General features: G+C 66.0%; 23 protein-coding genes and 3 pseudogenes. 21 read left to right on the plus strand and 5 right to left on the minus strand.

Annotated elements, in window-relative coordinates:
* The first annotated feature begins 58 nt into the window (after window positions 1–58).
* The 6 genes and pseudogenes from ccoG (at window position 59) to hemN (ending at window position 6,957) form a co-directional block, all read left to right on the plus strand.
* Window positions 59–1,473, plus strand: a pseudogene (ccoG, locus tag PSm6_RS29200) (cytochrome c oxidase accessory protein CcoG).
* A 14-nt stretch (window positions 1,474–1,487) separates the two neighbouring features.
* On the plus strand, window positions 1,488–1,988 hold the full coding sequence (locus PSm6_RS29205; RefSeq protein ID WP_265169063.1) for a FixH family protein: 501 nt from the start codon (window positions 1,488–1,490) through the stop codon (window positions 1,986–1,988).
* A gap of 10 nt (window positions 1,989–1,998) precedes the next feature.
* Window positions 1,999–4,398, plus strand: a complete 2,400-nt coding sequence (locus PSm6_RS29210; RefSeq protein WP_265169065.1) for a heavy metal translocating P-type ATPase — start codon at window positions 1,999–2,001, stop codon at window positions 4,396–4,398.
* A gap of 61 nt (window positions 4,399–4,459) precedes the next feature.
* Window positions 4,460–4,696: a cbb3-type cytochrome oxidase assembly protein CcoS gene (gene ccoS, locus PSm6_RS29215; RefSeq protein WP_265169067.1), complete on the plus strand. Its 237-nt coding sequence runs from the start codon at window positions 4,460–4,462 to the stop codon at window positions 4,694–4,696.
* Window positions 4,689–5,372 carry a sulfite exporter TauE/SafE family protein gene (locus PSm6_RS29220; RefSeq protein WP_021222200.1) on the plus strand — a complete coding sequence of 228 codons (684 nt, stop codon included), beginning with the start codon at window positions 4,689–4,691 and terminating at the stop codon, window positions 5,370–5,372. The genes ccoS and PSm6_RS29220 overlap by 8 nt, the downstream gene beginning before the upstream one ends.
* Window positions 5,373–5,575: 203 nt before the next feature.
* A pseudogene (hemN, locus tag PSm6_RS29225) lies at window positions 5,576–6,957 on the plus strand (oxygen-independent coproporphyrinogen III oxidase).
* A gap of 6 nt (window positions 6,958–6,963) precedes the next feature.
* On the opposite strand, the gene PSm6_RS29230 reads toward hemN, so the two are convergent.
* Entirely contained in the window at window positions 6,964–7,443 is a 480-nt protein-coding gene (locus PSm6_RS29230; protein ID WP_021222202.1) for a hypothetical protein, read from the minus strand.
* 150 nt (window positions 7,444–7,593) lie between these two features.
* On the opposite strand from PSm6_RS29230, the gene fnr reads away from it, so the two are divergent.
* From fnr to PSm6_RS29250, 4 genes are all read left to right on the plus strand, one after another.
* On the plus strand, window positions 7,594–8,328 hold the full coding sequence (gene fnr, locus PSm6_RS29235) for a fumarate/nitrate reduction transcriptional regulator Fnr (protein WP_021222203.1): 735 nt from the start codon (window positions 7,594–7,596) through the stop codon (window positions 8,326–8,328).
* Between the two features lie 53 nt (window positions 8,329–8,381).
* Entirely contained in the window at window positions 8,382–8,930 is a 549-nt protein-coding gene (locus PSm6_RS29240) for an adenine phosphoribosyltransferase (RefSeq protein WP_265169069.1), read from the plus strand.
* Window positions 8,931–9,092: 162 nt separating this feature from the next.
* The gene (locus PSm6_RS29245; RefSeq protein ID WP_265169071.1) at window positions 9,093–10,058 is read left to right on the plus strand and encodes a fatty acid desaturase family protein; all 966 of its coding nucleotides are present in this window, start codon (window positions 9,093–9,095) and stop codon (window positions 10,056–10,058) included.
* A gap of 144 nt (window positions 10,059–10,202) precedes the next feature.
* Window positions 10,203–11,039 carry a metal-dependent hydrolase gene (locus PSm6_RS29250; protein ID WP_265169072.1) on the plus strand — a complete coding sequence of 279 codons (837 nt, stop codon included), beginning with the start codon at window positions 10,203–10,205 and terminating at the stop codon, window positions 11,037–11,039.
* 66 nt (window positions 11,040–11,105) lie between these two features.
* On the opposite strand, the gene PSm6_RS29255 is transcribed toward PSm6_RS29250, so the two are convergent.
* Window positions 11,106–11,837, minus strand: coding sequence for a TetR family transcriptional regulator (locus tag PSm6_RS29255; RefSeq protein ID WP_148304318.1), 732 nt, complete (start codon window positions 11,835–11,837; stop codon window positions 11,106–11,108).
* Window positions 11,838–11,951: 114 nt separating this feature from the next.
* Between PSm6_RS29255 and PSm6_RS29260 the strand changes: the two genes are divergently transcribed.
* The 8 genes and pseudogenes from PSm6_RS29260 to aauR all read left to right on the plus strand — a co-directional run bounded on the left by PSm6_RS29260 (window position 11,952) and on the right by aauR (window position 21,324).
* On the plus strand, window positions 11,952–13,514 hold the full coding sequence (locus tag PSm6_RS29260) for a flavin-containing monooxygenase (RefSeq protein ID WP_265169073.1): 1,563 nt from the start codon (window positions 11,952–11,954) through the stop codon (window positions 13,512–13,514).
* The gene (locus PSm6_RS29265; RefSeq protein ID WP_265169074.1) at window positions 13,511–14,398 is read left to right on the plus strand and encodes an SDR family NAD(P)-dependent oxidoreductase; all 888 of its coding nucleotides are present in this window, start codon (window positions 13,511–13,513) and stop codon (window positions 14,396–14,398) included. Before PSm6_RS29260 ends, PSm6_RS29265 begins: the two co-directional genes overlap by 4 nt.
* A gap of 418 nt (window positions 14,399–14,816) precedes the next feature.
* Complete coding sequence (locus PSm6_RS29270; RefSeq protein ID WP_021222210.1) at window positions 14,817–15,725, plus strand: glutamate/aspartate ABC transporter substrate-binding protein; 909 nt, start codon at window positions 14,817–14,819, stop codon at window positions 15,723–15,725.
* Window positions 15,726–15,858: 133 nt separating this feature from the next.
* Window positions 15,859–16,605 carry an amino acid ABC transporter permease gene (locus PSm6_RS29275; protein ID WP_021222211.1) on the plus strand — a complete coding sequence of 249 codons (747 nt, stop codon included), beginning with the start codon at window positions 15,859–15,861 and terminating at the stop codon, window positions 16,603–16,605.
* Window positions 16,606–16,610: 5 nt separating this feature from the next.
* On the plus strand, window positions 16,611–17,276 hold the full coding sequence (locus tag PSm6_RS29280) for an amino acid ABC transporter permease (RefSeq protein ID WP_037022405.1): 666 nt from the start codon (window positions 16,611–16,613) through the stop codon (window positions 17,274–17,276).
* A complete protein-coding gene (locus tag PSm6_RS29285; protein ID WP_021222213.1) occupies window positions 17,273–18,007 on the plus strand; it encodes an amino acid ABC transporter ATP-binding protein in 735 nt (244 codons plus the stop codon). Before PSm6_RS29280 ends, PSm6_RS29285 begins: the two co-directional genes overlap by 4 nt.
* Window positions 18,008–18,101: 94 nt before the next feature.
* Window positions 18,102–20,000, plus strand: a pseudogene (locus tag PSm6_RS29290) (sensor histidine kinase); the annotation flags it as partial.
* 1 nt (window position 20,001) lies between these two features.
* A complete protein-coding gene (gene aauR, locus PSm6_RS29295; RefSeq protein ID WP_021222215.1) occupies window positions 20,002–21,324 on the plus strand; it encodes a two-component response regulator AauR in 1,323 nt (440 codons plus the stop codon).
* Between the two features lie 234 nt (window positions 21,325–21,558).
* Here aauR and PSm6_RS29300 read toward each other — a convergent pair whose 3' ends face one another.
* Together PSm6_RS29300 and PSm6_RS29305 are read right to left on the minus strand one after the other, a co-directional pair.
* Window positions 21,559–22,530, minus strand: coding sequence for an IS110 family RNA-guided transposase (locus PSm6_RS29300; protein WP_043247430.1), 972 nt, complete (start codon window positions 22,528–22,530; stop codon window positions 21,559–21,561).
* Window positions 22,531–22,982: 452 nt separating this feature from the next.
* Window positions 22,983–23,732 (minus strand): 3-oxoacyl-ACP reductase family protein, encoded by a 750-nt coding sequence (locus PSm6_RS29305; protein ID WP_021222216.1) that lies wholly within the window; start codon window positions 23,730–23,732, stop codon window positions 22,983–22,985.
* 145 nt (window positions 23,733–23,877) lie between these two features.
* Between PSm6_RS29305 and PSm6_RS29310 the strand changes: the two genes are divergently transcribed.
* The 3 genes from PSm6_RS29310 to PSm6_RS29320 all read left to right on the plus strand — a co-directional run bounded on the left by PSm6_RS29310 (window position 23,878) and on the right by PSm6_RS29320 (window position 25,719).
* On the plus strand, window positions 23,878–24,825 hold the full coding sequence (locus tag PSm6_RS29310) for a LysR family transcriptional regulator (RefSeq protein ID WP_021222217.1): 948 nt from the start codon (window positions 23,878–23,880) through the stop codon (window positions 24,823–24,825).
* Between the two features lie 115 nt (window positions 24,826–24,940).
* Window positions 24,941–25,183, plus strand: a complete 243-nt coding sequence (locus PSm6_RS29315) for a hypothetical protein (RefSeq protein ID WP_021222218.1) — start codon at window positions 24,941–24,943, stop codon at window positions 25,181–25,183.
* A 71-nt stretch (window positions 25,184–25,254) separates the two neighbouring features.
* On the plus strand, window positions 25,255–25,719 hold the full coding sequence (locus tag PSm6_RS29320; RefSeq protein WP_021222219.1) for an SRPBCC family protein: 465 nt from the start codon (window positions 25,255–25,257) through the stop codon (window positions 25,717–25,719).
* Between the two features lie 71 nt (window positions 25,720–25,790).
* Here PSm6_RS29320 and PSm6_RS29325 read toward each other — a convergent pair whose 3' ends face one another.
* On the minus strand, window positions 25,791–26,525 hold the full coding sequence (locus PSm6_RS29325) for a siderophore-interacting protein (protein ID WP_021222220.1): 735 nt from the start codon (window positions 26,523–26,525) through the stop codon (window positions 25,791–25,793).
* Between the last annotated feature and the right edge of the window lie 50 nt (window positions 26,526–26,575).

Raw genomic sequence — 26,575 nt, forward strand, 5'->3', positions numbered from 1 at the left:
AAGATCCCGTTCGGCACGCACTGATCGGGGCAAGCCCCAACCGTCGTGGTACGAGTAGATGAGCGAACAGATCCCCGTCCAGAACATTACCCCTCCCCCGGCCAAGAGCGGTGCCAACACCGACCTCTACGCCAGCCGTGAAAAGATCTACACCCGCGCCTTCACCGGCATCTTCCGCAACCTGCGCATGGCAGGCGGCGCCCTCCTCTTCCTGCTCTACTTCGGTACCGTCTGGCTGAGCTGGAACGACCGGCAAGCCGTCTGGTGGAACCTCCCGAGCGCAAGTTCTACATTTTCGGCGCCACCTTCTGGCCCCAGGACTTCGTCCTGCTGTCGTGGCTCCTGATCATCTGCGCCTTCGGCCTGTTCTTCATCACCGTCTTCGCCGGTCGCGTCTGGTGCGGCTATACCTGCCCGCAGAGCGTCTGGACCTGGATCTTCATGTGGTGCGAGAAGGTCACCGAAGGCGACCGCAACCAGCGCATGAAGCTGGACAAGACGCCCATGAGCGGCGCCAAGCTCATGCGCAAATCCGCCAAGCACAGCCTCTGGCTGCTGATCGGCTTCGTCACCGGCGTCACCTTCGTCGGCTACTTCACCCCCATCCGCGAACTGGTGATCGACCTCTTCACCGGCAACGCCGATGGCTGGGCCTATTTCTGGGTCGGCTTCTTCACCCTGGCCACCTACGGCAACGCGGGCTGGCTGCGCGAGCAGGTGTGCATCTACATGTGCCCCTATGCCCGCTTCCAGAGCGTGATGTTCGACAAGGACACCCTGATCGTCTCCTACGATCCGCGCCGCGGCGAATCCCGTGGCCCACGTAAGAAGAACGTCGACTACAAGGCCCAGGGCCTTGGTGACTGCATCGACTGCACCATGTGCGTCCAGGTCTGCCCCACCGGCATCGACATCCGCGACGGCCTGCAGGTCGAGTGCATCGGCTGCGCCGCCTGCATCGACGCCTGCGACAGCATCATGGAGAAGATGAACTACCCCAAGGGGCTGATCAGCTACACGACTGAACACAACCTGAACGGGCAGCAAACCAAGCTCATGCGCCCACGCCTGATCGGGTACGCTGCCGCGCTCGTTGCGATGATCGGCCTGTTCGGTTACGCCGTCGCCGCCCGTTCGCTGGTGGAACTGGACGTGATCAAGGACCGCGTCCTGTACCGCGAGAACGAGCAGGGTCGCATCGAGAACGTCTACACCCTGAAGATCATGAACAAGGCCCAGAAGGACCAGGTCTTCACCATCGAAGCCGAAGGCCTCGACGGCCTCGTCTACGAAGGCAAGACCCAGGTCAAGACGGAAGCGGGCGAAGTGCTCTCGGTGCCGGTGGAACTGTCCATCGACCCGGAAAACCTGCCCTCCAGCACCAACAACATTCTCTTCCGGGTCCGCTCGGTCGATGACACCAGCATCACCACCGACGCCGACAGCCGCTTCATCGGCCCCAGCGTCCGCTGAACAACGAGATCCCCATGCAGTCCGAATCTCCCGCAAGCCCCTGGTACAAGCAACCCTGGCCCTGGTTCATCCTCGGCATCCTCGGCACCTCCGTGGTGCTGGGCACCTCGATGCTGGTGATCGCCATCAAGAACCCGCCGAGCCTGGTGGTCGACAACTACTACGACGTCGGCAAGGGCATCAACACCTCGCTCGAGCGCGAGGAGCTGGCCAAGCGCCTCGGCATGAAGGCCCAGGTGCGCCTGGATGACCAGAGCGGCGTGGTCCAGGTCAACCTGACCGGCAACAGCCACCCGCAACAGCTGGTGCTCAGCCTGCTCTCCCCCACCCAGCAGGAGAAGGACCGCCGCATCGTGCTGCAACCGCAGTCCGGTGACCTGTACAGCGGCCACCTGGAAGACTCGGTCAGCGGCCGCCGCTTCGTCGAGTTGATCGGCCAGGAAGATGGCCAGGACTGGCGCCTGTTCGAGGAAGAAACCCTCGAGAACGGCAGCGTGACCCTACTGGGCGAATAAGCCAGGCCCCATGCCCGCGCCCCTATCCTGCTACCACTGCGGCCTGCCGGTACCCTCCGGCAGCCCTTACGAGGCCCGCGTACTCGGTGAGACGCGGGCCATGTGCTGTCCGGGTTGCCAAGCCGTGGCCGAAGCCATAGTCGCCGGCGGCCTGGAAGGCTACTACCGCCACCGCAGCGAAACCGCCGCCAACCCCGAAGCCCTGCCCAGCGCACTCCCCGACGAACTGGCCCTGTTCGACCGCGAGGATGTGCAGCGCCCCTTCGTCCAGCACCAGGGCGAGCTCAGCGAAACCAGCCTGCTGATCGAAGGCATCAGCTGCGCCGCCTGTGGCTGGCTGATCGAACGGCACCTGCGCACCCTGCCGGGCGTGGACGAGGCGCGCCTCAACCTGTCCAACCACCGCCTGCACGTGCGCTGGTCCGACAGCCAGCTGCCCCTCAGCGAGCTGCTCAAGGAGCTGCGCCGCATCGGTTACGCCGGCCACCCCTACAAGGCCGATGACGCCGCCGAGCGCCTGGCCGCCGAGAACAAGCGCGCCATGCGCCAGCTCGGTGTCGCCGGTCTACTGTGGATGCAGGTGATGATGGCCGCCATGGCCACCTGGCCCGAATTCAACATCGACCTGAGCCCGGAGCTGGACAAGATCCTGCGCTGGGTCAGCCTGTTCCTCACCACGCCCATCGTCTTCTACTGCTGCGGCCAGTTCTTCCGTGGCGCCCTGCGTGACCTGCGCACCCGCCACCTGAGCATGGACGTCTCGGTGTCCCTGGCCATCGGCGGGGCCTATGCCGCCGGCATCTGGTCCACCGTCACCGGCATCGGCGAGCTGTACTTCGACGCCGTCGGCATGTTCGCCCTGTTCCTCCTCGCCGGCCGCTACCTGGAGCGCCGCGCCCGTGAGCGCACCGCCGCCGCCACCGCGCAACTGGTCAACCTGCTGCCCGCCTCCTGCCTGCGCCTGGACGCCAGTGGCCAGAGCCAGCGCATCCTCCTCGGCGAGCTGGCCGTGGGCGATCGCGTCCTGGTCCCACCGGGCGCACTGATGCCGGCGGACGGCCTGATCCTCGAAGGCCAGTCCAGCGTCGACGAATCCCTGCTCACCGGTGAATACCTGCCCCTGCCTCGCGGGCGCGGCGACGCCGTCACCGCCGGCACGCTCAACGTCGAAGGCCCGCTCACCCTCGAAGTGCAGGCACTCGGCGACCAGACCCGCCTCTCCGCCATCGTGCGCCTGCTGGAACGCGCCCAGGCGGACAAACCGCGCCTCGCCGAGCTGGCCGACAAGGTCGCGCAATGGTTCCTGATCATCGTGCTGCTGGCCGCCGCCATCGTCGGCCTGGCCTGGTGGCAGATCGACCCGTCGCGGGCCTTCTGGATCGTCCTCTCGCTGCTGGTCGCCACCTGCCCCTGCGCCCTCGCCCTGGCCACGCCCACCGCACTCACCACCGCCACCGGCAGCCTGCACAAACTCGGCCTGCTGCTGACCCGTGGTCACGTGCTGGAGGGGCTGAACCAGATCGACACGGTGATCTTCGACAAGACCGGCACCCTCACCGAAGGCCGCCTCACCCTCAGCGCCATCCACCCCCTGGGCCCGCTCGACAACGACGCCTGCCTGGCCCTGGCTGCCGCGTTGGAGAACCGTTCGGAGCACCCCATCGCCCGCGCCTTCGGCCGCGCGCCACGCCCCGCCGAACAGGTGGAGAACGTCCCCGGCAAGGGCCTCGAAGGCCTTGTCGACGGCCAGCGCCTGCGCATCGGCCAGGCTGCGTTCGTGGCCGAGCTGGGCGGCTGGGCCGAGCCGGAGATTCCCGGCAGCAACGGCCAGTGGCTGCTGCTCGGCAATGAACAGGGCCCGCTGGCCTGGCTGGTGCTGGATGACCGCCTGCGCGAAGACGCCCCGCTGCTGCTCGATGCCTGCCGCGCCCGTGGCTGGCAGGTGATGCTGCTCTCCGGCGACAGCTCACCCATGGTCGGCGAGATCGCCCGTCGCCTCGGCATCGACGACGCCCGCGGCGGCCTCAGCCCCGACGCCAAGCTCGACGTGCTGCGCGACCTGCACCAGCAGGGCCGCCGCGTGCTGATGCTGGGCGACGGCGTCAACGACGTACCAGTCCTGGCCGGCGCCGACATCAGCGTCGCCATGGGCAGCGCCACCGACCTGGCCAAGACCAGCGCCGACGCCGTACTGCTCTCCAACCGCCTGGAAAGCCTCGTGCAGGCCCTCTCGGTGGCCGGTCGCACGCGCCGCATCATCATCCAGAACCTGGCCTGGGCGACCCTGTACAATGGCCTGGTTCTGCCCTTCGCGGCGCTGGGCTGGGTCACTCCGGTCTGGGCCGCATTCGGCATGTCGGTCAGCTCGCTGCTGGTGGTGATCAACGCCCTGCGGCTGGCCAGAAGCTAGAGACCGGTCGGGGCGCCCTCCCTTCCGGCCTATCGCCCAGGCTCCATAGCGAGATTTCCCGATGCCTGCGTTATACATCCTGATCCCCGTCGCCATCGGCCTGGTCGGCTTCGCCATCTGGCTGTTCTTCTGGGCCGTGGACAGCGGCCAGTACGACGACCTCGACGGCCCCGCCCACAGCATCCTCTTCGACGACGAAGACCCGGGCCACAAGGCCGGTATCGTCGAAGCCGACGAAAGCGAGGGCGAGAGCAAGAACGAGGAAAGCCCCGACGACGAGGACAAGCGCGGTGCTTGAACTGGCACCCCTGCTGGTTTCGGCGCTGATCCTCGGCCTGCTGGGCGGCGGCCACTGCATCGGCATGTGCGGCGGCCTGATGGGCGCCCTGACCCTGGCCATCCCGCCGGAGCAACGTGCTCGACGCTTCCGCCTGCTGATCGCCTACAACCTCGGCCGCATCCTCAGCTACACCACCGCCGGCCTGCTCATCGGCCTGGCCGGCTGGGCCGTGGCCAGCAGCCCGGCGGCCATGGTGCTGCGGGTGATCGCAGCACTGCTGCTGATCACCATGGGGCTCTACCTGGCAGGCTGGTGGAGCGGCCTGACCCGTATCGAAGCGTTGGGGCGCGGCCTCTGGCGTCATATCCAGCCGGTGGCGAGCAAGCTGCTGCCGGTCTCCACCCTGCCCCGCGCGCTGCTGCTCGGCGCCCTCTGGGGCTGGCTGCCCTGCGGCCTGGTCTATAGCACCCTGCTGTGGGCGGCCAGCCAGGGCTCGGCCAGTGAAAGCGCCCTGCTGATGCTGGCCTTCGGCCTCGGCACCTGGCCGGTGCTGCTGGCCACCGGCCTCGCCGCCGAACGCATCACCGCTCTGCTGCGCAAACGTGGCATCCGCATCGCCGGCGGCCTGCTGGTGATCCTCTTCGGCATCTGGACCCTGCCCGGCCCGCACCAGCATTGGTTGATGGGGCACTGACAGCGAAGCTGGAAGCTGGAAGCTGGAAGCTGGAAGCTGGAAGCTGGAAAGTCTGGCACGGCGAGTTGTGGGGTCGAGCATTGATTCGAGCGCATGAGCAGCCACCGGGCCCCGGCGCTGCGACAGCATGACCCAGGTCAAGAAGCGCCGGTCAGGCGGCACCTAGACTGCCGAGCACTGACTGCTGAACCTGGAATGCCCGCATGCTCGACGATATTCGCTGGGACTCCGGCCTGATCCGCCGTTACGACGCCGCAGGCCCTCGTTACACCTCCTACCCGACCGCCGTGCAATTCAACGAGCGCATCGGCTCCTTCGACCTGCTTCACGCGCTGCGCGACAGCCGCAAGGCCCTGCGCCCGGTCTCGCTCTATGTGCATGTGCCGTTCTGCGCGAACATCTGCTACTACTGCGCCTGCAACAAGGTCATCACCAAGGATCGCGGCCGCGCCCTGCCCTACCTGGAAAAGCTCGAGCGCGAGATCGAACTGATCGCCTGCCACCTCGACCCGCAACAGAAGGTCGAGCAACTGCACTTCGGCGGTGGCACGCCGACCTTCCTCAGCCACGACGAACTGCGCCGCCTCATGGGGCACCTGCGCCAGCACTTCAGCCTGCTCGATGACGATTCGGGGATTACGGCATCGAGATCGACCCGCGTGAAGCAGACTGGTCGACCATGGGGCTGCTGCGCGAGCTGGGCTTCAACCGCGTCAGCCTGGGCGTGCAGGACCTCGACCCGGTGGTGCAGCGCGCCGTCAATCGGCTGCAGAGCCTGGAGGAGACCCGCGCCATCGTCGAAGCGGCGCGCACGCTGCAGTTCCGCTCGGTGAACATCGACCTGATCTACGGCCTGCCCCGGCAGACGCCGGAAAGCTTCGCGCGCACCGTGGCCGAAGTCATCGCCCTGCAGCCGGACCGGCTCTCGGTGTTCAACTATGCGCACCTGCCGGAACGCTTCATGCCCCAGCGGCGCATCAAGACCGAGGAGCTGCCGAGCCCCGCGCAGAAGCTGGAGATGCTCCAGCGCAGCATCGAACAGCTGACCAGCGCCGGGTACCGCTACATCGGCATGGACCACTTCGCCCTGCCCGACGACGAACTGGCCATCGCCCAGGAAGACGGCCGCCTGCAACGCAACTTCCAGGGCTACACCACCCATGGGCACTGCGACCTGATCGGCCTCGGCGTCTCCGCCATCAGCCAGATCGGCGACCTTTACTGCCAGAACGACGCCAACATCGCCACTTACCAGGAAAAGCTGCAAAACGGCCTGCTCGCCACCCGACGCGGCCTCGCCTGCATCGAGGACGACCGCATCCGCCGGGCGGTGATCCAGCAGTTGATCTGCGAATTCGAGCTGGATTTCCAGTCGATCGAAGCGCTCTTCAACATCGAATTCAGGGGGTATTTCGCGGATATCTGGCCGCAGCTGGAGCAGATGTCCGCCGATGGCCTGATCACCCTCAGCGAGCGCGGCATCGACATCCTGCCGCCCGGGCGCCTGCTGGTGCGCTCGGTGTGCATGCTCTTCGACCACTACCTGACGCCAGAGACCACCCAGCGTTTCTCCCGGGTGATCTGAGGGGCATCACTTCATCAGCAGCTGGGCGGCCTCGAGCATCTGCTCGCCGCTCAGGCCTGCGTCGCGCATGGCCTTCATCAGGCTGGCGGTGGCCTGGGAAATGGCGCCGTTGAGGCTGGAAATCTCGCTTTGCAGGCCTTCCATGCTGCGTAGGCGAGTTTCCTCGTCCAGGCTCTGGTCGGTGGCGATCGACTGGAGCTCGGCCATCTTCTCGCGCAGGTCTTCCTTCAGCTTGCGAATCATCTTGAGGATCTGCTTGACGGTGTCCGGCAAGCTGCTCTCGTCGATATCCTGGTTCTTCTTCGCCTCATCGGAGCGCGCCTTGCCCGCTTCGGACAGGCTCACGCGGATGCCCACGTGGCCGATACGGTCGTCGAGGCCGCCGTCGGCACTCTCTTCACCCTGCCCGGCATCCCTGGCCTCATCACCACGCGCAGCCGCGAAACGCTGGCCGATCTGCGGCCAGCCGGAAACGTCTACTCTCATGATCGCTCGCTCCATTGGGATCAATACCGAGATATCGACTGCGCAACGAAGAACTTGAATACGTTTCCTTCGGCCTTTTCCTAGCCCTGAGCGCGCCCCATGCGTTACCCTTACGCCCATTGTGTGTTTGCTTTTGCAAGGGATCCGTGGATGTCCGAGATCATCAAGGTACGCAACCTGCCTCAGGCACATTGCAAGGACTGCAGCCTCGCCGCCCTTTGCCTGCCCCTGTCGCTGAACATGGAAGACATGGACTCGCTGGACGAAATCGTCAAGCGCGGTCGTCCACTGAAGAAAGGGGACTACCTGTTCCGCCAGGGCGACACCTTCGAGTCGGTATTTGCCGTGCGTTCCGGTGCGCTGAAAACCTTCGGTGTCACCGATGCCGGCGAAGAGCAGATCACCGGCTTCCACCTGCCCAGCGAGCTGGTCGGCCTCTCCGGCATGGACACCGAGCTCTACCCGGTATCCGCCCAGGCACTGGAAACCACCTCGGTCTGCGAAATTCCCTTCGAGCGCCTCGACGAGCTCTCCGTCCAGCTGCCGCAACTGCGTCGCCAGTTGATGCGCGTCATGAGCCGCGAAATCCGTGACGACCAGCAGATGATGCTGCTGCTCTCCAAGAAAACCGCCGACGAGCGCATCGCCACCTTCCTGGTGAACCTCTCCGCGCGCTTCCGTGCCCGCGGTTTCTCGGCCAACCAGTTCCGCCTGGCCATGTCGCGCAATGAGATCGGCAACTACCTGGGCCTTGCGGTCGAGACCGTCTCCCGCGTGTTCACCCGCTTCCAGCAGAGCAACCTGATCGCCGCCGAAGGCAAGGAAGTGCACATCCTCGATCCCATCGAGCTCTGCGCCCTCGCTGGCGGCAGCATCGAAGACTGATCCCCGCGCCGGCCGCTCGGCCGGCGCCCTCCCCTCTCTCCAGGTTCCGCACCATGATTTTCGACGAATTCGATATCAAGACCCTGATCCGCCCGGTGGTGGACTTCCCCAAGCCCGGCGTGGTCTTCCGCGATATCACCCCGCTGTTCCAGTCCCCCCGCGCCCTGCGCCTGGTGGTGGACAGCTTCATCCAGCGCTACGTCGAAGCCGAGTTCAGCCACATCGCCGCCATGGATGCCCGCGGCTTCCTGATCGGCTCCATCGTCGCCTATGAGCTGAACAAGCCGCTGGTGCTGTTCCGCAAGCAGGGCAAGCTGCCCGCCGACGTACTCACCCAGGGCTACCAGACCGAGTACGGCGAAGCCTTCCTCGAAGTGCACAGCGACAGCCTCTGCGACGGCGACAAGGTCCTGATCTTCGATGACCTGATCGCCACCGGCGGCACCCTGCTGGCCGCCACCGCCCTGGTCCGCCGCATGGGCGCCAGCGTGTTCGAGGCCGCCGCCATCATCGACCTGCCGGAACTCGGCGGCTCCCAGCGCCTGCAGGACATCGGCATCCCCACCTTCTCGCTCACCGCCTTCGCCCTCGACGAGAAGTGATCTGTCGGGGCCTGCACGCCAGGCCCCAATCCCCTCCCAAAGTCTGAACCCATGGCATTTGCGCCAGGCTTGCGGCCGCCCGCGCGAAACCGGGGCGAGCCCCTGGCCGCTCGGGCCATGGCGGGCAATGATGGCGACCCCTGCGTACAACAAGAGGTCGCCATGAACCCTCGCAGCAAGCTCTCCGACTGCTTCAGCCGTGAAGAAATCCAGCGCCTGAGCCAGCGCTCCGACGCCGCCGGCTGGTGGGCCGTCGGCTCCACCTGGGCGATCATCGCCGCCACCTTCGCCGTGCTCGCCCTCTGGCCCAACCCGGTGACCTTCGTTCTCGCCCTGGTCATCCTCGGCGGCCGCCAGCTGGCCCTGGCCATCCTCATGCACGAAGCCGCCCACGGCACGCTGTTCCGCACCCGCTGGCTGAACGACCGCCTTACCGACTGGCTCTGCGCGCGGGTCATCTGGGTCGACGTCGCCCGCTACCGCAAGCACCACATCCGCCACCACGCCCACACCGGCACCGATGAGGACCCGGACTGGAGCCTGTCGCGCCCCTTCCCCACCCGCCGCGCCTCGCTGCTGCGCAAGTTCGCCCGCGACCTGTCCGGCATCAGCGGCCTGCGCCGGCTACTGGGCCAGCTGCTGATGGACCTGGGCGTGCTGGAGTACACCGTGGCCGCCGAGGTCACCCGGCGCCCCCGGGGCGATCGCCGCTGGCACCACTACCTCGCCGAAGGCGCCCGCAACATGGGGCCGATGCTCCTGGCCAACGCCGTGCTGGCCGGGGTCCTGGCCGCTTGCGGCGAGTTCTGGCTGTTCGGCGTCTGGTGGCTGGCCAACCTCACCACCTACAGCCTGTTCATGCGCATCCGCTCCCTGGCCGAGCACGCCTGCACCGAGCGCGGCCGCGACATGCTGCGCAACACCCGCACCACCCATGCCGGCTGGCTGGCGCGGGCCACCGTCGCGCCGTTGCGGGTGAACTACCACATCGAGCACCACCTGATGGCCGCCCTGCCCTGGTTCCGCCTGGCCGAAGCCCACCGGCTGCTGCGCCAGCGCGGCCTGGTGCCGGTCCCTCCCGGCTATCTGGAGGTGCTGCGCCGGGTCAGCGAGACGGCCACAAAATAGCCATAACCCGCCGAAAGTTGGTCGGTGGGAGCGTGCGAAAACTGCGTTAATCCTCAACAGTTACATCGTTCGATGGCACGGTCAGCCGTGTCAGCAAGAGCCAGACAACAACAAGGGACGGCTCCCAACCACGAGGATTGCCCAATGACCGCCAGCGCCGCCGCCAACCTGCCCAAGGCCAATTTTCCCGTCCGTCGCATGGACTTCAGCTTCGACTCCACCCAGAAATACTGGTGGAGCGGCGATCCCTTCATGAGCCACTTCATGAACAACCTGTCGTCGCTCTTCCCCTATGGCGAGAAGTTCTTCGTCGACAGCGTGCGCGGCGTGCGCGACCAGATCAGCGACCCGCAGCTGCAGAAGGACATCAGCGCCTTCATCGGCCAGGAAGCCATGCACTCCAAGGAACACGCCACCTACAACGACTACGCCGCCGCCCACGGCATCGACCTGGAGCGCCTGGAACTGCGCATCAAGGTGCTGCTGGAGTGGGTCACCCGCTTCACCACCAAGAAGCAGCGCCTGGCCGCCACCTGTGCCCTGGAACACTTCACCGCGACCATGGCCGAGCAACTGCTGCGCCGCGAAGACCTCAGCACGCAGATGGACGACCAGAAGATGTACCAGCTGTGGATGTGGCACGCGATCGAAGAGAACGAGCACAAGGCCGTGTGCTACGACGCCTACATGGCGGTTGGCGGCGGCTACTTCGAGCGCACCATCACCATGGCCCTGACCACCGTGATGTTCATCGGCGTGATCGGCGCCTTCCAGCTGCACCTGCTGCGCAAGGACGGCCAGCTGTTCAACCTGCGCAGCTGGGGGCATGGCCTGAAGACCCTGTTCAGCCTGCGCACCGGCTACTTCCCGCGCATGATCAAGCCCTACCTGGACTACTACCGCCCCGGCTTCCACCCCTTCGACCATGAAACCAAGGCGCTGGAACAACGCTGGAAGGAGCGCCTCGGCTTCAACGGCTGAGTGATTCACGCCCAACGAAAAGCCCGGAAATCGCCGGGCTTTTCATTTCACGCATCCACGCGGGCCCTATCGCGGGCCGTCGCCCAGCGACCCCATCGCCTCCAGCCCCTGCAGCACGCTGGCACCGGTGAAGAGGAACAGCACCTGCTCCTCGGCCTCCAGGCGGATGTCGGCACGGCGCTCGGGCTCACCGATGAAATCCAGGGACATCTGGAACAGGTTGCGGCTGATCAGGCTGGACACCCGCCGCACCACCGCATCGGGCACCAGCGCCGGCAGCAGCTTGAACTCGACTATGTCCTCGGCCATATCATCGGCGAACGCGTCCATCACCTCGCGCAACGCCTCGCGCATGGCCGGCGACGCGCCATGCAGCTCGCGCACGCCGATGATGAAGGCCTCGGCGTTGTCGGCGACGAAGTCGAAGAACAGGTTCACCGTCTCATGGCACACGCGCTTGCCGCGCCCCAGGTCGATGCCCATCAGCTTGGGCATGGCCCTGTGCTCGCCCTGCACCGCCCGCGCCGCCGCTTCCCGGCGCAGGTCACGCAGGGGCTGGCGCAACTGGGTGGAGATGTTGCGGATCATCGCCAGGCCCAGGTCGTCCACGTCCTTGAAATGGCGATAGAAGGTATTGGGGTTGAGCCCCGCCTCCCGCGCCAGCTCGCGCAGGCCGAGGCTGCTCAGGCTGCGGCTCTGGGAGGTCAGGCGCAGGGCCGCCTCCATCAGCAGGCGCTTGCCCGGTGCATCGACTGCTCTTTCCTTGGACTGTTGCCCGTCGTCCAGCACAGAACTCATGGCTGACCCTACCTAAGGTTGGTTGTACCGCGATGGCTTGCTGGCGAGTATACATCTGTCTACATTGGTATACAGCTGTATACGCCACAAAATAAGCATAACAGGAGCTTGGCCATGAACGCGCCCGTATCACCTCCCACCCCTGCCCGCCACTGCAAGGTTGCCATCATCGGCTCCGGCTTCTCCGGCCTGGGCATGGCGATCCGCCTGAAACAGAAAGGCGAGAACGATTTCCTCCTGTTCGAGAAGGAAGCCGGCGTCGGCGGCACCTGGCGCGTCAACAACTACCCGGGCTGCGGCTGCGACGTGCAATCGCACCTCTACTCCTTCTCCTTCGAGCCGAACCCCAACTGGACGCGGATGTTCGCCAAGCAGGAAGAGATCAAGGGCTACCTGGAAGGCTGCTGGGAGAAATACCGCCTGCAGGACAAGACCCTGCTCGGCACCGAGATCACCCGCGTGGCCTGGAGCGACAGCGAAGAGCTCTGGCACATAGACGACGCCGCCGGCAATCACTACACCGCGCAGTTCGTGGTGTCCGGCATGGGCGCCCTGTCCACCCCGGCCATCCCCCACCTCAATGGCTTGGAGAACTTCGCCGGCAAGAGCTTCCATTCCCAGCAGTGGGACCACAACTACGACCTGGCGGGCAAGCGCATCGCCGTGGTCGGCACCGGCGCCTCGTCCATCCAGTTCGTACCGCAGATCCAGAAGGTGGTCGGCCAGCTCGACCTCTACCAGCGCACCGCGCCCTGGGTCATGCCCAAGCCGGACCGCGCCATCAGCGAAAACGAACGCTCGCGCTTCAAGCGCTTCCCCCTGCTGCAGAAGCTCTGGCGCGGCGGCATCTACGCCATCCTCGAAAGCCGCGTGATCGGCTTCGCCCTGACCCCGAAGGTGATGAAGCTCGCCCAGCTGGTGGCCAAGGGTTACATCAAGCGCAAGATCAAGGACCCGGTGCTGCGCGCCAAGGTCACGCCCGACTACACCATGGGCTGCAAGCGCGTGCTGATCTCCAACGACTACTACCCGGCGCTGACCCAGGCCAACGTCGACGTCATCACCGATGGCATCCAGGAAATCCGCGCCAACAGCATCGTCACCCAGGATGGCCAGGAACGCCCGGTTGACGCCATCATCTTTGGCACCGGCTTCACCCCCAGCGACCCGCTGCCGCGCGGCGTGGTCTTCGGCCGCGGTGGCGTCGACCTGCTCGACACCTGGCCGGAAGGCCCGGAAGCCTACAAGGGCACCCTCACCGCCGGCTTCCCCAACCTGTTCTTCCTCATGGGCCCGAACACCGGCCTGGGCCACAACTCGATGGTCTACATGATCGAATCGCAGATCCACTACGTGCTCGGCGCCCTCGACCTGCTCGACCAGCGCAAGCTGCAGAGCCTGGAGGTCAAGCGCGAGGTGCAGGACAAATTCAACGGCAAGATCCAGGGCAGCCTGGGCAACACCGTGTGGAACGCCGGCGGCTGCAAGAGCTGGTACATCCACCCGGTCAGCGGCCGCAACTGCACCGTATGGCCCGGCTTCACCTGGCGCTTCCGCCTGCTGACCCGCAACTTCGACCCGGCGGCCTATCACTTCAGCCGCATCCAGCCGGTGCACGCCGCCCAGGGGCCGCTGACCCTCGCCACCACCACTGCAGCAGAAGGAGTACCGGCATGAAGTCCTTCGAGAACAAGGTCGCCGCCATCACCGGCGCGGGCTCCGGCATCGGCCGCGCCCTCGCCTACGGCCTGGCCCGCCAGGGCTGTCACCTGGCGCTTTCCGACGTCAACGCCGAAAGCCTGGCGGAAACCGCTGCCCAGGCCCGCAAGCTCGGCGTGCAGGTCACCGACACCCTGGTCAACGTCGCCGACCGCGAAGCGGTACACGCCTGGGCCGACCAGGTGGTGCTCGACCACGGCCGGGTCAACCTGATCTTCAACAACGCCGGCGTCGCCCATGCCGGCACCGTGGAAGGCAGCGACTACTCGGAATACGAGTGGATCATGAACATCAACTTCTGGGGCGTGATGCACGGCACCAAGGCCTTCCTGCCGCACATCAAGGCCACCGGCGACGGCCAGATCGTCAACGTCTCCAGCGTGTTCGGCCTGTTCGCCCAGCCCGGCATGAGCGCCTACAACGCCACCAAGTTCGCCGTGCGCGGCTTCACCGAAGCCCTGCGCCAGGAGCTGGACATGGAAGGCTGCGGCGTCTCCGCCAGCTGCGTGCACCCCGGCGGCATCAAGACCAACATCGCCAAGACCGCCCGGATGAACGACAGCCTCGCCCGGGTCGTCGGCCAGGAAACCGACCAGGCACGCAAGCAGTTCAACGACCAGTTGCTGCGCACCACCCCGGACAAGGCCGCCTCGGTGATCCTGCGCGGCGTGCTCAAGGACAACCGGCGCATCCTCATCGGCGCCGACGCCTGGACCCTGGACGGCATGCAGCGCCTGCTGCCGACCTTCTACCAGCGCCTGGTCACTACCTCCATGCGCCTGGCCGCCCGCTTCGCACCCAAACCCCGTCGGGACCGTGAAGCGCAGAACCTGGCGGACTGATCCACCCCGCGTAGCCCGTGCCCAGCCCGGGGGGCTCATCTCCCCGGGCTGAAGCCCGGGCTACGCGGTGGTCGTATCGCCCTTATCGTCGGGTTGCACCCGACCTACCTGCACCCCCCTCGTAGGAGCGAGCTCTGCTCGCGAAGCCCTGCTCTTCCCTGCCCCCCTTCACTCCCCTCACGCCCCTATTCCTGCAAAATCCGTTCGGATATCCGAACGATAAAACCCACCAAAGCCGGAACCCCGAACATCGCACCTCAAAGCGCTTTCCGCACATAAAAATAAATCCATATAAATCAATAAGTTAAATACGAAACGACAAGACCATACAGATGGCACGCATCCTGCCATTACAGATCCCCGACGGCGCCGAACCGCTGGCGTCGATAAGAACAAACAAAGTCGAGGACTGAAACACATGCGTATCCTTCCGAAGGTTCTGGCCGCCGCCATTGCAGCGACCCTGATTTCCGCTCCCGCTATCGCCGAAGAACTGACCGGCACACTCAAGAAGATCAAGGACAGCGGCACCATCGTCCTCGGTCACCGTGACGCCTCCATCCCCTTCTCCTACCTCGGCACCGAGCCGGGCAAGCCGGTGGGCTACTCCCACGACATCCAGCTGAAGGTCGTCGAAGCCATCAAGAAGGAACTGGCCCTGCCGGACCTGAAGGTGCGCTACAACCTGGTGACCTCGCAGACCCGCATCCCGCTGGTGCAGAACGGTACCGTCGACATCGAGTGCGGCTCCACCACCAATAACCTCGAGCGCCAGAAGCAGGTCGGCTTCTCCGTCGGCATCTTCGAAGTCGGCACCCGCCTGCTGTCGAAGAAGACCGCCGGCATCAACGACTTCGCCGACCTCAAGGGCAAGAACGTGGTGACCACCGCCGGCACCACCTCCGAGCGCCTGCTCAAGTCCATGAACGCCGAGAAGCAGATGGGCATGAACATCATCTCGGCCAAGGACCACGGCGAATCCTTCCTGATGCTGGAATCCGGCCGTGCCATCGCCTTCATGATGGACGACGCCCTGCTCTACGGTGAGATGGCCAAGGCCAAGAAGCCCGCCGACTGGGTCGTCACCGGCGAACCGCAGTCCTATGAAATCTACGGCTGCATGGTCCGCAAGGAAGACGAGGCCTTCAAGAAAGTGGTCGACAAGGCCATCGCCGACACCTTCGCCTCGGGCGAGATCAACGGCATCTACGACAAGTGGTTCACCCAGCCGATCCCGCCGAAGAACCTCAACCTCAACTTCCCCATGAGCGACGAGCTGAAGAAGCTGATCGCCTCCCCCACCGACAAGTCGGCCGAAGAAATCTGACCTGTCGCGCCCATCCCGCCTCGCGGGATGGGCCAGGAGCAAGGGCCGCCGGCTCCCCGCGGCGCCGGCCGGCCCCTCCTCCCTCCACTGCTTTCAACCGCAGAAAGACAAGAACCCTGAGGGGAAAACCCTGATGAACTACAACTGGGACTGGGGCGTGTTCTTCAAGTCCACCGGCATCGGCAGCGAAATCTACCTGGACTGGTTCGTCACCGGCCTGGGCTGGACCATCGCCATCGCCCTCGCCGCCTGGATCGTCGCGCTCCTGCTGGGCTCGCTGCTCGGCGTCATGCGTACCGTGCCCAACCGCTGGGTGTCCGGCATCGCCACCACCTACGTGGAAATCTTCCGCAACGTGCCGCTGCTGGTGCAGCTGTTCCTCTGGTACTTCCTGGTGCCGGACCTGCTGCCCGAGCCACTGGAAATCTGGTTCAAGCAAGACCTCAACCCGGCCACGTCCGCCTACCTGAGCGTGGTCGTATGCCTCGGCCTGTTCACCGCCGCCCGCGTCTGCGAGCAGGTGCGCACCGGCATCCAGGCGCTGCCTGCCGGCCAGGCCTCCGCCGCCCGCGCCATGGGCTTCCGCATGCCGGCGATCTACCGCTACGTGCTGCTGCCGCAAGCCTTCCGCATCATCATTCCGCCGCTGACCAGCGAGTTCCTCAACATCTTCAAGAACTCCTCGGTGGCCTCCCTCATCGGCCTGATGGAGCTGCTCGCGCAGACCAAGCAGACCGCCGAGTTCTCCGCCAACCTGTTCGAGGCCTTCACCCTCGCCACGCTGATCTACTTCACCCTGAACATGAGCCTGATGCTGTTCATGCGCATGGTTGAACGCAAGGTCGCAGTCCCGGGCCTGATCGCCGTAGGAGGCAAATGATGGAGATGGATTTCAGCGCAATCATCCCCGCCCTGCCAGGCCTGGTCGACGGCATGCTGATGACCCTGCAGCTCATGGTGCTGGGCATCATCGGCGGCGTGGTGCTCGGCACCCTGCTGGCGCTCATGCGCCTGTCGCACAACCCGCTGCTGTCGAAGCTCGGCGCCCTCTACGTCAACTACTTCCGCTCCATCCCGCTGCTGCTGGTGATCACCTGGTTCTACTTCGCGGTGCCCTTCGTGCTGCGCTGGATCACCGGCGAAGACACCCCGGTGGGCGCGTTCACCTCCTGCCTCATCGCCTTCATGATGTTCGAGGCGGCGTACTTCTGCGAAATCGTCCGCGCCGGCATCCAGGCCATCCCCCGTGGGCAGATGGGCGCCGCCCAGGCCCTGGGCATGACCTACGGCCAGACCATGCGCCTGATCATCCTGCCCCAGGCGTTCCGCAAGATGACCCCGCTGCTGCTGCAGCAAAGCATCATCCTGTTCCAGGACACCTCGCTCGTTTACACCGTGGGCCTGATGGACTTCCTCAACGCCGCCCGTTCCCGTGGCGACATCATCGGCCAGCCGCACGAATTCCTGATCTTCGCCGGCCTGGTGTACTTCACCGTCAGCTTCGCCGCCTCGCAGCTGGTCAAGCTCCTGCAAAAAAGGTTAGCCGTATGATTTCGATCAAGAACGTCAACAAGTGGTACGGGGAATTCCAGGTGCTGACCGACTGCAGCACCGAGGTCCAGAAAGGTGAAGTGGTGGTCGTCTGCGGGCCGTCCGGCTCCGGAAAATCCACCCTGATCAAGTGCGTCAACGCGCTGGAGCCCTTCCAGAAGGGCGACATCGTCGTCGACGGCACCTCCATCGCCGACAAGAAGACCGACCTGCCCAAGCTGCGCTCCCGCGTCGGCATGGTGTTCCAGCACTTCGAGCTGTTCCCGCACCTGTCGATCACCGAGAACCTCACCATCGCCCAGATCAAGGTGCTTGGCCGCAGCAAGGAAGAAGCCACCGCCAAGGGGCTCAAGCTGCTGGAGCGCGTCGGCCTCTCCGCCCACGCCCACAAGCACCCGGGCCAGCTCTCCGGCGGCCAGCAGCAGCGCGTCGCCATCGCCCGCGCCCTGGCCATGGACCCGGTGGTGATGCTGTTCGACGAGCCCACCTCGGCGCTCGACCCAGAGATGGTCAACGAAGTGCTCGACGTGATGGTGCAACTGGCCAACGAAGGCATGACCATGATGTGCGTCACCCACGAGATGGGCTTCGCCCGCAAGGTCGCCGACCGGGTGATCTTCATGGACGCCGGCCAGATCGTCGAAGACTGCCCCAAGGAAGAGTTCTTCGGCGACGTCAGCCAGCGCTCCGAACGCGCCCAGCAGTTCCTCGCCAAGATCCTGCAACATTGATGCACCGCGCCCCTCTCCACCTCGGAGAGGGGCCGCGTCGCCCCACCCGCCGCTCGGCGCCCCGCACCGACTGGCAAGGCCCGGACCACTTATGATGCAATGCCCTCCCGCCAGCCTCCGCGCCGTGCCGCCCGCATTGACCGTGAAACCGCGCCTGCTCCGCCACCTCTCGCTGACCCTGCTGCTGGTCCTGGCCATGTTCGGCGTCGGCTGGGTCGGCTACCACCTCAGCGAGCTCTCCGGCATCCGCGCCCTGCGCGAGAACGGCGAACGCCAGCTGGAACTCCACGCCCGCGCCGTGGAGAGCGAAATCAACCGCTACACCTACCTGCCCAGCCTGCTGGAGCTGGAATCCAGCGTCAGCCACCTGCTGCTCAACCCCACGCCCTACCGGCGCAACCTGGTCAACGACTACCTCGAAGGGCTCAACCGCCTCAGCGGCAACCGCGCCATCTTCCTCCTCGACACCAACGGCCGCGTGCTGGCCACCAGCAACTGGCGCGACGCCGACAGCTTCCTGGGTGAAGACCTGGCCTTCCGCGCCTACTTCCAGCAAGCGATGAAGGGCGAGCCCGGGCGCTTCTACGGCATCGGCAGCACCACGGGCGAGGCCGGCTACTACCTGGCCCACGGCCTGCGCTACGAAGGCCGCATCATCGGCGTCGCGGTGGTCAAGGTGAAACTCGAGGCGCTGCAGGAGCGCTGGGAAAAGGCCCGTCTGCAGGCCTTCGTCAGCGACGAGAACGGCATCATCATCCTCTCCAGCGACCCGGTCCTGCGCATGAAGGCCATCCGCGCGCTCTCCGCCGAAGACAAGGAGCGCCTGGCCCGCAGCCTGCAATACCACTGGTGGGCGCTCAACGAATGGCAGCCGCGTTCGCGCCAGGACCTGGGCGACGGCCTGGAAACCCTCAGCTTCGCCTCGCCCCTGCCCGACGGCGGCGAGCAGGAGATCGCCTACCTGGCGCAGAGCCGGCCGCTCAGCGACACCCCCTGGCACTTCAGCCTGCTCTCGCCCCTGGCCGACCTGCGCCGCGAGGCCGTCATCCACGGCCTGCTGGCCGCCGCCGGCCTGGCCCTGCTGGCCTTCCTCGCCATCGCCTGGAACGAGCGGCGCAAGGTGCTCGCCACCCGCCTCGCCGCCCGCGAGGCGCTGCTCCAGGCCAACAACGAACTGGAACGCAAGATCGCCGAACGCACCCAGGACCTGCGCTCCAGCAACCAGCGCCTGATGGGCGAGATCCGCGAACGCCGGCAGACCGAGGAGAACTTGCGCAAGGCCCAGGACGGACTGGTCCAGGCCGGCAAGCTGGCGGTGATCGGGCAGATGTCCACCAGCATCGCCCACGAACTCAACCAGCCCCTGGCCGCCCTGCGCACCCTCTCCGGCAACACCGTGCGCTTCCTCCAGCGCGGCGCGCTGGACGTGGCCAGCACCAACCTCACCGCCATCAACGAGCTGGTCGATCGCATGGGCCGCATCACCGCCAGCCTGCGCGCCTTCGCCCGGCGCGCCGACGACCATGGCCAGGCCAGCCTGGGCAAGGCCGTGGACGCGGCGCTGTTCATCCTCCACACGCGCCTGGAACACACCCCGCTGACCCTGCACCGCGCCTTCGCCGATGCCCGCCTGGCCATCGACCAGACCCGCCTGGAGCAGATCCTGGTCAACCTCATCGCCAACGCCCTTGACGCCATGAGCGGGCAGGCCGACTGCCAGCTCTGGCTCGACGGCCACGACCAAGACGGCACCTACATCCTCCGCGTGCGCGACAACGGCCCCGGCATCTCCCCGGCCGTGCGCGAGCACCTGTTCGAACCCTTCTTCACCACCAAGCCCGGCGAACACGGCCTGGGCCTTGGCCTCACCCTGTCCGCCAGCCTCGCCACCGCCGCCGGTGGCAGCCTCGGCGTGCAACACCCCGAGGACGGCGGCACGGCCTTCGAGCTGCGCCTGCCGCAGATCGCCGCCCCTCCGAAACGAGCCCCCGCCCATGACCGAGCCGCTCAGCGTCCTTATCGTCGAAGACGACCCCCACGTCCTGCTCGGCTGCCAGCAGGCACTGGCCCTGGAAGACATCCCCAGCATCGGTGTCGCCAGCGCCGAGGAAGCCCTCAAGCAGATCGGCACCGACTTCGCCGGCATCGTCATCAGCGACATCCGCCTGCCGGGCATCGACGGCCTCGAGCTGCTCGCCCGCCTCAAGGCCCGCGACCGCAGCCTGCCGGTGGTGCTGATCACCGGCCACGGCGACATCTCCATGGCGGTGGGCGCCATGCGCGACGGCGCCTACGACTTCATGGAGAAGCCCTTCTCCCCCGAACGCCTGGTGGAGGTCACCCGCCGCGCGCTGGAGCAGCGCGGCCTGGCCCGCGAAGTCACCGCCCTGCGCCGCCAACTGGCCGGGCGCCAGTCCCTGGAGCAACGCATCATCGGCCGCTCGCCGGCCATGCAGGCTCTGCGCGAGCTGATCGCCAACGTCGCCGACACCGCCGCCAACGTGCTGATCGAAGGCGAAACCGGCACCGGCAAGGAGCTGGTCGCCCGCTGCCTGCACGACTACAGCCGGCGCCAGCCCCAGCAGTTCGTCGCGCTCAACTGCGGCGGCCTGCCGGAGAACCTCTTCGACAGCGAAATCTTCGGCCACGAGGCCCACGCCTTCACCGGCGCCGGCAAGCGCCGCATCGGCAAGATCGAGCACGCCCACAACGGCACCCTGTTCCTCGACGAGATCGAGAGCATGCCCATGAACCTGCAGATCAAGTTCCTCCGCGTGCTGCAGGAGCAGACCCTGGAGCGCCTCGGCTCCAACCAGCCGATCCCGGTGGACTGCCGCGTGGTCGCCGCCACCAAGGCCGACCTCGACGAACAGGGCAAGGCCGGCCAGTTCCGCAGCGACCTCTACTACCGCCTCAACGTGGTGACCCTGGAACTGCCGCCGCTGCGCGACCGACGCGAAGACATCCTGCTGCTGTTCGACCACTTCCTGCAGCTCGCCTCGCTGCGCTTCGACCGCGCCATGCCGGAGATCGACCGCGCCACCGTCTCCAGCCTCATGGCCCACGATTGGCCGGGCAACGTGCGCGAACTGCGCAACGTCGCCGAGCGCTACGCCCTTGGCCTCCCCGTGTTCAAGAAGACCGGCCTGGCCCTGGACGGCAACGAACCCAGCTTCGCCGAAGCCGTGGAAGCCTTCGAACGCAACCTCCTCGGCGACGCCCTGGAACGCCACGGCGGCAACCTCAGCCAGGCCGCCATCGCCCTCGGCATGGCCAAGACCACCCTGTTCGACAAGGTCAAGAAATACGGCCTCTGACCCGTCCCCGGCCAAACCCGGACGCCCTCACCACGTAGGGTGGACCCCGCTCCACCGGTCCACCTTCCGTGCCCGCCGGCCACTCCGCCGGTGGATGAAAAAAGCGCCATCCACCCTACGCCCGCAAGCCGCACGGATGTGGAGGACAGCGCCCCCGTGGGAGCGAATTCATTCGCGATGCCCTGCCACCGGCCAAACCCGGATGCCCTCGCCACGTAGATACCGTCTTGATCCCTAGTGAGCAAGGGCCAGTTTTACGTCGTACGGCTGGCCCGATTTCAAGACGCCATAAGCGATGTTCAGCAGCTTACGCATCGCTGCACAGATGATCTGCATGCCGGTCTTGCCCTTGGCTCTGAGGCGTTCTCTCATCGCTTTGATCGCCCCGTTGTGCTGCAGGGCGCAAACGGCAGGCATGTACAGCCCAGCACGCAGCCGCGATGAGCCCATCTTGGAAATGCGGGTCTGCCCCCGGTACTTACCAGACTCCTGCAAACGCGGGTTGAGTCCGGCAAAGGCGGTAATCGCGCGGCTGCTGGTGAAGCGATGAGGGTCGCCCAGCTCCGCCAGGATCAGGGCGGCTGTCTTGTCCGCGATGCCATCGATGCTGGTCAACAGATCACGTTTGCCACGCAGATCCGGGTCATTGTCGATGTGGTCGTTGATGGCCTTGAGGGTTTCCTCGATCTGTTGCTCGATGTGCCGCAACACTGAGCGGATCGACTCCTGCACGCTGGTATCGGCCACCTCCAGGCGATTGCTCTCCATCTGCTGGATTTCCTGCAGATCCGCCAGGCGCCGCATCAGTGCTTTCAGGCGCCGTATGGCGCGAGGTTCAGGCTGCCAGGGCCGTAGCTCGTCTTGGTGGCGCTCGCCGTATTCGGCGATCAGCTTGGCGTCGACCTTGTCAGTTTTCACGCGCTGCAGCTGACTGCGGGCGTAGTGGGCGATCTGCGCAGGGTTGAGGACGCAGACCCGATAGTTCTGCTCCAGCAGCCATTCGGCCAGGGCTTCATGGTGGATGCCGGTGGCTTCCATCACGACCCAGGCACCCGCCTCGCTGTGCTTGTTCAGCCACTCCTGCAGCGTGCGAAAGCCCGCCTCGCTGTTGGCCAACTTGGCCTTGGTGCGGTACTTGCCGTTCGCCTGCAGGGTGGCGATATCAAACGTGTGCTTCGCAATGTCGACACCAATGACACTGGGCATGTGTGCTCCTCCTGATCGTTCCAAATGCGATCATCACTGCACCCGGCCCAACCTTGTGAATGCGAGCTCTGGGCTCAAGATACCGTTCGGGCTGTTCGAGTGAGTGTGGAGGGGCGGAGCACTATCTACATCGCAGGCTCAGGGCCTAAGGGTGGACACGACTTCCAGCCCCTCCCCCGATGATCAGTCGGGAACTATTACCCCTGAAGGGGTAGTTAGTCGAGATACAAGGGTGGACCCCGCTCCATCGGTCCACCTTTCGTACTCACCGGCCACTCCGCTGGTGGATGAAAGGAGCGTCATCCACCCTACAAAGGTGCCACCGCAAAACACCAAGGATGGAAATGGGTGTAGGGGCGAATTCATTCGCCCGCTCTTCTGCTGGGCACCGAAAACGAGCCACAAACAAAAACGCCGGCCCAGTGGCCGGCGTTTTCCTTGTACCCGAGACGTCAGGCGGCGAAACCACCGTCGATCGTCAGGTTGGCACCGGTGATGTAGCCCGCTTCCGGGCCGGCCAGGTAGGCCACGAAGCTGGCGATCTCCTCGGCCTTGCCGTAGCGCGCCAGCGCCATCATCTGCTTGAGCGATTCGGCGAAGTCGCCCTCGGCCGGGTTCATGTCGGTATCCACCGGGCCGGGCTGCACGTTGTTCACGGTGATGCCACGGGGGCCCAGGTCACGGGACAGGCCCTGGGTGAAGCCCGCCACCGCCGCCTTGCTCATGGCGTAGACCGAGCCACCGGCAAAGGGCATACGCTCGGCATTGGTGCTGCCGATGGTGATGATGCGGCCACCCTCGCCCATCACCCGGGCGGCTTCCTGGCTGGCGATCACCACGCTGCGCACGTTCACTGCCAGGGTGCGGTCGAGGTCTTCGATGGCGAATTCCTCGATGGGCGCCACGGCCAGCACGCCGGCGTTGTTCACCAGGATGTCGAGGCGGCCGAAGCTGTCCACGGTGTAGCGGATGGCGCCGCGCAGGGCCTGCTCGTCGCTGCTGTCGGCCTTGATGGCCAAGGCGCGGCCACCGGCTGCTTCGATGGCTTTCACCACCTCTTCGGCGGCCTGGCCGGAAGCGGCGTAGGTCAGCGCCACGGCGGCGCCTTCACGGGCCAGGCGCTTGGCGATGGCGGCGCCGATACCGCGGGAACCGCCCTGGATGAATGCAACCTTGCCGCTGAGCGTTTGAGTCGAGGTCATGATGGTTCTCCAATTGTCTGTAGGGGGATTCGGGCTTGGCCGGTTGGCTGTTGCTCGATGACGGGGCCAGTATCGGAGAGAGATTGACAACCGATAAGCCGGCAATCGCTATATTCTTTCGATCCAAACGGTTTACAGTGACGCCATGGGAACCCTGAACAACATCGAATGCTTCGTCCGCAGCGCTGAGGCTGGCAGCTTTGCCGAGGCCGCACGGCGCCTGGGCCTGACGCCAGCGGCAGTCGGCAAGAACGTGGCGAAACTGGAGCGTGGGCTGGGAGTGCAGCTGTTCCAGCGTAGTACACGCAGCCTGAAACTCACCGAGGCCGGCGAGCGCTTCCTCATCGAGGTCAGCGGCGGCCTCGCCACCCTCCAGGGCGCGGTGGCCAACCTCGCCAGCGCGGGCGGCCAGCCGGCGGGCAACCTCAAGGTGAGCATGGGGCTGATGTTCGGCCGCGAATACATCGTGCCGCTGCTCGAGGGCTTCCTCGCCCGCTATCCCGCCATCGTCCCCGACTGGCATTTCGACAACCGCCAGGTGGACCTCATCGGCGAAGGCTTCGACATCGGCATCGGCGGCGGTTTCGAGCTGCCCCAGGGGGTGATCGCCCGGCAGATCGGCCCGGGGCATCGCGTGCTGCTGGCCTCACCCAGCTACCTGGAGAAACACCCGCAGCCACAAGCGCCGGCGGAACTCACCCAGCACGACGGCATCCTCCTGCGTTCACCGCAGACCGGCCGCGTTCGCAACTGGGTGCTGCGCAACGGCAGTGACGACCAGTCCCCCATCGACCTGCGGCCGCGCATGCTGATGAGCGACCCGGAAGCCGCCTGCCACGCCGCGTGCATGGGCCTGGGCATCACACTGGTCAGCACGGTGCACGCGGTGCACTTCATCGAGCGCGGCCAACTGGTGCGGGTACTGCCGGACTGGCACGTGCTCTCCGACCCGCTGTGCCTCTACTTCAGCGCGCAGAAGCTGTTGCCGGCCAAGACCCGCGTCTTCATCGACCACGTGGTGCAAGCCTTCCGCGAGCAGGGCCTGGCCGAACGCTTCTCCGCCCAGGGCCCGGCCTGCGGCGGCCGGGGCTGATCGGCACCGTTGCCACTCAGGCAATAGTCATTATCGAAGTGGGTGATTTTTCCGCCCCCGGAGCCGCGGATAACCTTTGTTCATCAAAGGACAACGCCACCCCAGGGGGCCCGAAATGAATCGCCTGCTCGCCATCGCACTCGCCGCTACCACCCTCATCCTCGCCGGCTGCGCCAGCCAACCGGAGCCGCGCCCGTACACCGATGCCGAGGTCAAGCAGTTCTCCCTGGAGATGCTCAACCGCGCCGGCCTGCCCTACGAGGATTACGAGAAAGTCCGCTCCGCGCTGATGAACCCCAAGGTCTCCAGCGCCAGCCGCGACTACGAGGCCGCCTTCATCCGCCGCAACGAGGGCTGAACCCGGGGCTATGCTTTGCGCTCGACCGCCTGGCCACCAGGCGGCCACGACCGAGCGAAAGGCCCGCCCCAATGAGCAGCACCGCCTCCCCCACCGCCCATCGCGAATGCGCCACCTCACGGCTCATCGACGCACCGCCGGCCCGGGTATTCCGCGCCATCGCCAGCCCCGAGCACCTCGCCCGCTGGTGGGGCCCGAACGGCTTCAGCAGCACCTTCGAGCTCTTCGAATTCCGCCCCGACGGCCACTGGCGCTTCACCCTCCACGGCCCCGACGGCACCGACTACCCCAACCACAACCTGTTCCGCGAGATCACCCCCGGGCGGGTACTAATCGAACACTTCTCGGACGACCACCACTTCTTCCTCACCATCACCCTCACCCTGGAAGGCACCGGCACGCGGGTGGGCTGGCAGCAGGTCTTCGACAGCGCGGAACACCGCGAACAGATCGCCACCTTCGTGCTGCCGGCCAACGAGGAAAACCTCGACCGCCTAACCGCCGAAGTGCACAACGTCGACTGGCCCATGGCCTAAGCGCCACAGCGCCCGCACCGCTCCCGTAGGATGGCGTAGAGCGCAGCGAAACCCATCGATGCGCCGCCAACTCAGTCCCCCAGGTCCTCATGGTGATCCGAAAACCCCTGCCGCCAGTAGGCCGCGACGCGCATCGCCTCCTTCGGCTGCCCCTTCTCCACCAGCAGGGCGCGGGAGCGGGTCATCATGCCGTGCTCGCCGGCGCCCCAGGCGTAGCCTTCGCCAGTCGGCAGCTGCAGGGCCTGTACGGCGGCGACCAGTTCCTCCGGCGTATCGACCCAGCGCAGGTCGAGGTTCGCGGCGCTGCGCAAATCGCGGCGGTCGGCCTCGGCCAGCTGCACGATGGCGGTGACGCGGGCGCCGGCCGGCAGCTCCTCCAGGCGGCGGTGGATCGCCGGCAAGGCGCTGGAGTCGCCCACCAGCAGGTGCCAGTCGTAATCCAGGGGGATGATCATCGAGCCGCGCGGACCGCCGATCAGCGCGGAGTCGCCCGGCTGCGTGCGCTCGGCCCATTCGCAGGCGCCGCCCTCGCCGTGCAGGGCGAATTCGAGGGTCAGCTCGCGACGTTCAAGATCGAAGTGGCGCGGCGTGTAGTCGCGGCGGATGAGCTCGCCCTGCTCGTCCACGAACATGAACTTGATGTGGTCGTCGAAGGAGGCGGAAACGAAGTCCGCCAGTTCGTCACCGCCGAAGGTGACGCTCATGAAATGCGGGCTGATGCGCTCCACGCGGAGCACGTCCAGCTCGCGGCGGCGCAGTTCGTGGCGCACGCGCTGCACGCGGCGGGTCTGTACGGGTTGGTCCATGGGCTGTTGCTCGCAAGGGATGGTTGATAACATCAACGATCATAAAAACC

It is taken from the genome of Pseudomonas solani (assembly GCF_026072635.1).
GTDB lineage: Bacteria > Pseudomonadota > Gammaproteobacteria > Pseudomonadales > Pseudomonadaceae > Metapseudomonas > Metapseudomonas solani.

Excerpts from the sequence above, each read along its gene's own strand:
- PSm6_RS29320 (WP_021222219.1), top strand. The coding sequence starts at position 25,255 with ATGAGCAGCACCGCCTCCCCCACCGCCCATCGCGAATGCGCCACCTCA.
- PSm6_RS29310 (WP_021222217.1), top strand. The coding sequence starts at position 23,878 with ATGGGAACCCTGAACAACATCGAATGCTTCGTCCGCAGCGCTGAGGCT.
- PSm6_RS29275 (WP_021222211.1), top strand. The coding sequence starts at position 15,859 with ATGAACTACAACTGGGACTGGGGCGTGTTCTTCAAGTCCACCGGCATC.
- PSm6_RS29230 (WP_021222202.1), bottom strand. The coding sequence starts at position 7,443 with ATGAGAGTAGACGTTTCCGGCTGGCCGCAGATCGGCCAGCGTTTCGCG.
- PSm6_RS29305 (WP_021222216.1), bottom strand. The coding sequence starts at position 23,732 with ATGACCTCGACTCAAACGCTCAGCGGCAAGGTTGCATTCATCCAGGGC.
- fnr (WP_021222203.1), top strand. The coding sequence starts at position 7,594 with ATGTCCGAGATCATCAAGGTACGCAACCTGCCTCAGGCACATTGCAAG.
- PSm6_RS29300 (WP_043247430.1), bottom strand. The coding sequence starts at position 22,530 with ATGCCCAGTGTCATTGGTGTCGACATTGCGAAGCACACGTTTGATATC.
- PSm6_RS29205 (WP_265169063.1), top strand. The coding sequence starts at position 1,488 with ATGCAGTCCGAATCTCCCGCAAGCCCCTGGTACAAGCAACCCTGGCCC.
- PSm6_RS29270 (WP_021222210.1), top strand. The coding sequence starts at position 14,817 with ATGCGTATCCTTCCGAAGGTTCTGGCCGCCGCCATTGCAGCGACCCTG.
- PSm6_RS29245 (WP_265169071.1), top strand. The coding sequence starts at position 9,093 with ATGAACCCTCGCAGCAAGCTCTCCGACTGCTTCAGCCGTGAAGAAATC.
- aauR (WP_021222215.1), top strand. The coding sequence starts at position 20,002 with ATGACCGAGCCGCTCAGCGTCCTTATCGTCGAAGACGACCCCCACGTC.
- PSm6_RS29250 (WP_265169072.1), top strand. The coding sequence starts at position 10,203 with ATGACCGCCAGCGCCGCCGCCAACCTGCCCAAGGCCAATTTTCCCGTC.
- PSm6_RS29210 (WP_265169065.1), top strand. The coding sequence starts at position 1,999 with ATGCCCGCGCCCCTATCCTGCTACCACTGCGGCCTGCCGGTACCCTCC.
- PSm6_RS29260 (WP_265169073.1), top strand. The coding sequence starts at position 11,952 with ATGAACGCGCCCGTATCACCTCCCACCCCTGCCCGCCACTGCAAGGTT.
- PSm6_RS29285 (WP_021222213.1), top strand. The coding sequence starts at position 17,273 with ATGATTTCGATCAAGAACGTCAACAAGTGGTACGGGGAATTCCAGGTG.
- PSm6_RS29325 (WP_021222220.1), bottom strand. The coding sequence starts at position 26,525 with ATGGACCAACCCGTACAGACCCGCCGCGTGCAGCGCGTGCGCCACGAA.
- PSm6_RS29315 (WP_021222218.1), top strand. The coding sequence starts at position 24,941 with ATGAATCGCCTGCTCGCCATCGCACTCGCCGCTACCACCCTCATCCTC.
- PSm6_RS29280 (WP_037022405.1), top strand. The coding sequence starts at position 16,611 with ATGGATTTCAGCGCAATCATCCCCGCCCTGCCAGGCCTGGTCGACGGC.
- PSm6_RS29255 (WP_148304318.1), bottom strand. The coding sequence starts at position 11,837 with ATGAGTTCTGTGCTGGACGACGGGCAACAGTCCAAGGAAAGAGCAGTC.
- PSm6_RS29240 (WP_265169069.1), top strand. The coding sequence starts at position 8,382 with ATGATTTTCGACGAATTCGATATCAAGACCCTGATCCGCCCGGTGGTG.
- PSm6_RS29265 (WP_265169074.1), top strand. The coding sequence starts at position 13,511 with ATGAAGTCCTTCGAGAACAAGGTCGCCGCCATCACCGGCGCGGGCTCC.
- ccoS (WP_265169067.1), top strand. The coding sequence starts at position 4,460 with ATGCCTGCGTTATACATCCTGATCCCCGTCGCCATCGGCCTGGTCGGC.